4 protein-coding genes are annotated in these 6,000 nt (G+C 62.3%); 1 reads left to right on the top strand and 3 read right to left on the bottom strand.

Translation table 11 applies throughout. The annotated features are described in order from the left end of the window. Positions 1-287 precede the first annotated feature (287 nt). A complete protein-coding gene (locus OSJ75_RS12645) occupies positions 288-1,250 on the bottom strand; it encodes a GlxA family transcriptional regulator (RefSeq protein ID WP_250015275.1) in 963 nt (320 codons plus the stop codon). 33 nt (positions 1,251-1,283) lie between these two features. Further along, entirely contained in the window at positions 1,284-2,183 is a 900-nt protein-coding gene (gene folD / locus OSJ75_RS12640; RefSeq protein ID WP_267228328.1) for a bifunctional methylenetetrahydrofolate dehydrogenase/methenyltetrahydrofolate cyclohydrolase FolD, read from the bottom strand. A 223-nt stretch (positions 2,184-2,406) separates the two neighbouring features. Between folD and OSJ75_RS12635 the strand changes: the two genes are divergently transcribed. Continuing rightward, positions 2,407-3,660, top strand: coding sequence for a sarcosine oxidase subunit beta family protein (locus OSJ75_RS12635; protein WP_267228327.1), 1,254 nt, complete (start codon positions 2,407-2,409; stop codon positions 3,658-3,660). Positions 3,661-3,742: 82 nt separating this feature from the next. Here the strand turns inward: OSJ75_RS12635 and OSJ75_RS12630 are convergent, their stop codons facing one another. Continuing rightward, entirely contained in the window at positions 3,743-5,932 is a 2,190-nt protein-coding gene (locus OSJ75_RS12630) for a GumC family protein (RefSeq protein ID WP_267228326.1), read from the bottom strand. Between the last annotated feature and the right edge of the window lie 68 nt (positions 5,933-6,000).

Here is a 6,000-nt window from a genome sequence, read left to right as displayed (position 1 = left end):
TCAGATTCGATAGGGTCACTAGCAATTATATGTTTCTAGTGTGGTTTTCGGAATTGAAATACGCTCCGGCCCCTGCCGCTATAGTCAGGCGTATTTCAATTCCACCACACTAGTGACCCGAATCTGAAGTTCACTACATTATTGCAGCAGCGTCAGATGAACTTCAGATTCGATAGGGTCACTAGCAATTATATGTTTCTAGTGTGGTTTTCGGAATTGAAATACGCTCCGGCCCCTGCCGCCATAGTCAGGCGTATTTCAATTCCACCACACTAGGAAGCCACTGCTCAATAATTCGTGCGCCGCTCGTCGGAAGGCGAGCGGCCGAATTGCGCCCTGTAGCTTTGGGCGAAATAGGAATGCGACGTGAAGCCTGTCGCCAGCGCCACGTCGAGGATGGGCGAATGGGTCTGGCGCAGCAATTCACGCGCGCGCTCCAGGCGCAGGCTCATGTAATACCGCCCCGGCGTCATGTTGAGATGACGCAGGAAGAGCCGCTCCACCTGCCGCACGGATAGACCGACCGCCTTTGCCAGCCGGACCGCGGATTTCGGCTGTTCGAGATTGTCGGCCATCAGTTCGACGATCTTGCGCAGCTTTTCCGATTTCCCCGTCAGGTCGCGCTCCGGGCCGACCCGCTGCCGGTCCGTCTGCGACCGGATGCGCTCATGATGGAACTGGTTTGCCACTTCATTGGCGAGAGCGGGCGAGAAATCCTGCCGGATGATCTCCAGCATCAGATCGATGGAGGTGGTGCCGCCCGCGCAGGTATAGCGCTTGCGGTCGATCTCGAAGACGTTGCCGGTGCAATCGATATCGGGGAAACGCTCCTGGAAGCCGGCGCGGTTTTCCCAATGGATGGTGCAGCGGTGGCCTTCGAGCTGCCCCGCCTCGGCCAGGATATAGCTGCCGATGTTCAGCCCGCCGAGCGAGGCGCCGCGACGGCCGATGCTGCGAAGCGCGGCGATGACCTTCGGCTTGTCCTCGAACTCCGTCGTCAGGCCGGCGCAGACGAAGAAGATATCCGATGCCGGCAGGTCGGCCAGCGCATGCTGGACATTGATCTGCAGGCCGTTGGAAGCAGTCACCGGCGCGCCCGTCGCGGAAACGGTCGTCCAGCTGTAATAAGGCTTCTCGGCCATCCTGTTTGCCGTGCGCATCGTGTCGATGGCCGCGGCAAGACTGAACATGGGAAATTTATCGATCAGCAGAAATACGAAGTTCCTGCCAGCTTTCAGGGTTTCGGCCATGCGTTGTTTTAGCAAAACTCCACAACCGAGCAATCAGAAACGCGGCGGTTTTTTTCCAATCGAGCGAAAAGCGGCCACCAGCGTGTTCGCCATGAGCATGGCGATGGTCATGGGGCCGACGCCGCCGGGCACCGGCGTGACGGCCTTCGCGACGCTTGCGGCCTCGGCGAAATCGACGTCGCCGACAAGGCGCGTCTTGCCCTCGCCCTTTTCGGGCGCGGCGATGCGGTTGATGCCGACATCGATGACCACGGCGCCCGGCTTCACCCAGTCGGCCTTCACCATTTGCGGCCTGCCGACCGCCGCAACGAGAATGTCCGCCGTGCGGCACAGGGCGGCAAGGTCCTTCGTCTTGCTGTGAGCGATGGTCACGGTGGCATTATGCGCCAGAAGCAGGTTGAACATGGGCTTGCCGACGATGTTCGAACGCCCGATGACGACCGCGTTGAGCCCCGACAGGTCGCGCCCGAGTGCGCGCTCGATCAGCAGCATCGAGCCCGCAGGCGTGCACGGAACGAAGGCCGTCTCCAGTTCGCCGGTGCCGAGCTTGCCGACATTGATGAAGTGGAAGCCGTCCACATCCTTGTCCGGGGAGATGGTCTGGATGATGCGGCCGGAATCGATGTGCTTCGGCAGCGGCAATTGCACAAGGATACCGTGGATGAGCGGATCGGCGTTCAGCGTCTCGACGAGAGCGACGAGTTCCGCCTCCGACGTCGATTCCGGCAGGGTGTGCTGCACCGAATGAAAGCCGCATTCCCGCGCCTTCCGGCCCTTCGACGCCACATAGACCTGGCTCGCCGGGTCCTCGCCGACGATGACGACGGCTATTCCCGGTGTGATGCCGGAGGAAGCTATCAGCTCGGCGGCAGAGGCTTTGACCTTCGAAACCACGTCCTCGGCAATTTCCCTGCCATTGATCGTCACCGCCATTGTTCGCTCCTCGGACTTCACGCTCTCGGGTTGATCGCCATTCTGTTGATTTTGCGCTTAAACAATACCGCCAGAACGGCGTCTGCTGACGCAATAGCGAAAGCGGCGCGCGAGAGCAATGCGATGATGTGACCGCCTGGCCGGGTTTGCGCCCGATAGAACTTGGCTAAATCCGGGAATCCGAGCATGATCCCGGGCGATTGCAGCGAATCCGGGGATATTCATGCGCTATTCGGCCCTCAGCCTGTTCAAGAACGCCCTCACCGGCAACAAGGATTGGAAGCCAGCATGGCGAAAGCCCGATCCCAAGCCGGGCTATGACGTCGTCATCATCGGCGGCGGCCACGGGCTTGCGACGGCCTATTATCTCGCCAGGGAGCATGGCCTGCGCAATATCGCCGTGGTGGAGAAAGGCTGGCTCGGCTCCGGCAATATCGGCCGCAATACCACCGCGATCCGCTCCAACTACCTTCTCACCGAGAACCAGCATTTCTACGAGGCCTCGATGAAGCTGTGGGAGACGCTCTCCCAGGACCTCAACTACAATGTGATGTTTTCCCAGCGCGGCGTCGTCAACCTCGCCCATTCGCTGCCGCAGCTCGATGCCTATGCGCGCCGTGGCAACCAGATGCGCCTCAACGGCATCGATTGCGAGCTCATGACGCCGGAGCAGATCAGGAAGCTCGTTCCCGGCCTCGATATCGGTCCGAATGCGCGCTTTCCCATCCTCGGCGGGTTGATGCAGCGCAGCGCCGGCACGGCGCGCCACGACGCCGTCGTCTGGGGCTATGCCCGCGCCGCCGACCAGCTCGGGGTCGATATCATCGAGAATTGCGAAGTCACCGGCTTCATGAAGGATGGCGACCGCATCACCGGCGTCATGACGACGCGCGGCCCGATCAATGCGAAGAAGGTCGGTTGCGCCGTCGCCGGCAGCACCAGCGAACTGATGCGGCGCGCCGGCATAGACCGCCTGCCGCTGGAATCGCATGTGCTGCAGGCCTTCGTTTCAGAAGCGCTGAAGCCGGTCGTCGATACGGTGGCGACCTTCGGCGGCGGGCATCTCTATTTCAGCCAGTCCGACAAGGGCGGCCTCGTCTTCGGCGGCGATATAGACGGTTATAATTCCTACGCCCAGCGTGGCAATTTGCCCGTCGTCGAGGATGTGATGAGCGAGTTCGTCGCGCTCATTCCCGCGCTGGCGCGGGTGAAGCTGCTGCGCTCATGGGGCGGCATCATGGATATGAGCATGGATGGCTCGCCGATCATCACCACCGGCCCGCTGCCCGGCATGTATCTCAATACCGGCTGGTGCTATGGCGGGTTCAAGGCGACGCCCATTTCCGGCAAATGCTTTGCCTGGACCATTGCTAAGGACGAGCCGCATCCGCTGACTGCCCCGTTCGGGCTCGACCGGTTCTATCGCGGCTATGTCATCGACGACAAGGGCCAGGGACCGACGCCCCGCCTGCATTGATGCAACGAATTCGACATTCGCATCCCGGTCAGGCGCATCCCAGTCAGGCACATGCCGGCGCATCCGGTCAGGCGCGTCCCGGTCAGGCGGTCCGCCTGTCCTTTTCCTCGTCCAGCACCTTGCGCAGCCGGGCGATCTTTTCGAGCGCCGTCTCGATATTGGTATTGTCGTGCGGCCTAGCCTCGAAAAGTGCGTCGCCATAGGCGTAGAGGAATTCGGCCACCGCCTCGGCGTCGTCCGCCTCCATCGAGGCATCGCCCCTCGGCGAAGAATTCGCCTCCGCCCGCCTTATCGCAGCGCCAAGACGTGAACCGGGTTCGGCGGTCGCACCCGCATCGTTCCTGCCGCGGCTGCCATCCGGCGCCGGGCCGAGCGGTCCATCCCCGTCACTCCGGTTGCCGGCGCGGAAGCTTTCAATCATGCCGAGCAGCATGGCCAGGCCAAGGCCAGCCAGCAAGCCGCCGATCAGCCCGGCAATGGCCACCAGCTTGCGCGAACCGCCGCTGCTCTCCAGCGCAGGCCGCGCCGGTGAAATGACACGGATATTGGCCGTGCTGACACCTTCGAGCTCGCCCATTTCGCGGGCGCGCAGCAGAAAGGCCTCGTAGACCTCGCGTTTCGCCGTCACCTCGCGCTGAAGCTCGCGCAGCTTGATCATTTCCTCATTGTTGCTGGCGGTGCGCGCCTTCAGCTGGGCAAGGCGTCCCGCCAGTTCCTGCTCCTGCTGCGTCGATCGGTCGAGTTCGACCTGCACCGAGGACGCGATGCGCCGCAACTCGTTGCGGATCTCGGTGCGGATGCCGCTCACCTGTGATTGCGCCTGGATCAGTTGCGGGTGCCTCGGCCCGAGTTTCGTGGCAAGGCCGTCCGCCTGCTGCTTGAGCGCGCCATATTGCGAACGCAGCGCGACGATGACGCCGGAACGGAACTCCTCCGGCAAGGTATTGCCAAGGACACCCTCCACCGACGCATTGCGGATCGAATCCGCCTGCGCCTTGAGGCGGATGGTCTGGTTGCGCGCAGCGGTGAGTTCGTCATTGGTGCGCGTTATCTCGTCGTCGCTGATCAGCCGGCCCTGGACATCGACGAGGTCGTTGTCGGCCTTGAACTTCTGCACCGCGTTTTCCGCATCCTCGACGCCCTGCCGCAGATCGTTCAGCCGCGCCGTCAGCGCCTCCGTCGCCTGCCGCGCCGTATCGGACTGGATGTTCGCCTGTTCCTCGCGAAACACGTCGGAGACGGTATTGGCGATGAAGGCCGACTTGTCGGGATCGCGCGATTCGACGGTGATGTTGAAGATGAAGTTCTTGGTGCTGCGTTCGACATTCAGATGATCGTAGAGGTTGCGCAGCAGCAGCGTCTCCTGCGTTGTCGCATCCGGCGTGCTGTCGGACGAAAAGAGCTCCCGCACGGCGGAAAGCAGGCCGGGTTCCCTGAGATCGCCGTTGAATTCGGGATCGGTCGCAAGACCGGCCTTGTCGATCACTTTCGTCAGGACGCTGCTCGACTGGATGAGACGCAGCTGGCTTTCGGCGATCGCCAGCGAAGCATCCACCGGCAATTGGCTGGAAGCGATCTCCTTTTCGACGATCTTCAGATCGCGCGGATCGACAAGCATCTCGACCGTCGACGAATAGAGTTTCGGCAAGGTCATGGCATAGCCGACGCCGATGAGCGTGCCGATGATGGTGGTCGCAAGGATCAGCGATTTCGAGCGCAGCACCCTGTTGATGACGATGCGGGGGTCGATGAGTGGCTTCCAGTCATCGGTTTCCGGCCGGGCCGGCGCTTGAACGGGCGCGTATACGGGATCTGACGTGTAAACGGGCGTCGCCGGTGGCGTCGGAGCCCTCGCCTCGCTGCGCGGCTCCAGATCCGCGTCCGGTCGCCAACCCGGAGCCTCGTCGCCGCGCAAGGGCTGAAACTCGGTCGGCGTGAACTGCGGCGGCGGCACGTGATCGGCCTGGCGCTCCGCCGCATCGACGCGGCGGTTGAGTTCGGCCTTGATCGCGGCCATGTCGGCGCGCATGCGGTCTACCGCCGATTGCTGATCCGCATCCGGATCGAAATCGGGAAACGGCGCGATCTCGGGCAGTGGCAGCGGCGCCGCATCCGTTTCCGCCGCGAGGCGAAGAGCGCGCATGCGCCGGTAATGGTCGAGATTGTCCTCGCCACGCGGCTCGTTGCCGGGCGTCTCCCGCTGATCCTCGACCTCACTTGCAAACGAGAGAAGCGAGCGTCGCTTCGCCGTCTCGTTATCGCCACTGCTCATTCGAATTGAACTCCAAGACCGTCGATGCGCGGTTAATCGATCATAAAAGTCTATGGGAAAAAATTCGT

The sequence above is a fragment of the Phyllobacterium sp. 0TCS1.6A genome (genome assembly GCF_026420825.1).
GTDB lineage: Bacteria > Pseudomonadota > Alphaproteobacteria > Rhizobiales > Rhizobiaceae > Phyllobacterium.
The sequence above is the reverse complement of the archived record's forward strand: the minus strand, read 5'-3'. Positions and strand labels throughout refer to the sequence as shown.

Coding starts and splice junctions, on each gene's coding strand:
- OSJ75_RS12635 (WP_267228327.1), top strand. CDS start 2,407: ATGCGCTATTCGGCCCTCAGCCTGTTCAAGAACGCCCTCACCGGCAAC.
- OSJ75_RS12645 (WP_250015275.1), bottom strand. CDS start 1,250: ATGGCCGAAACCCTGAAAGCTGGCAGGAACTTCGTATTTCTGCTGATC.
- folD (WP_267228328.1), bottom strand. CDS start 2,183: ATGGCGGTGACGATCAATGGCAGGGAAATTGCCGAGGACGTGGTTTCG.
- OSJ75_RS12630 (WP_267228326.1), bottom strand. CDS start 5,932: ATGAGCAGTGGCGATAACGAGACGGCGAAGCGACGCTCGCTTCTCTCG.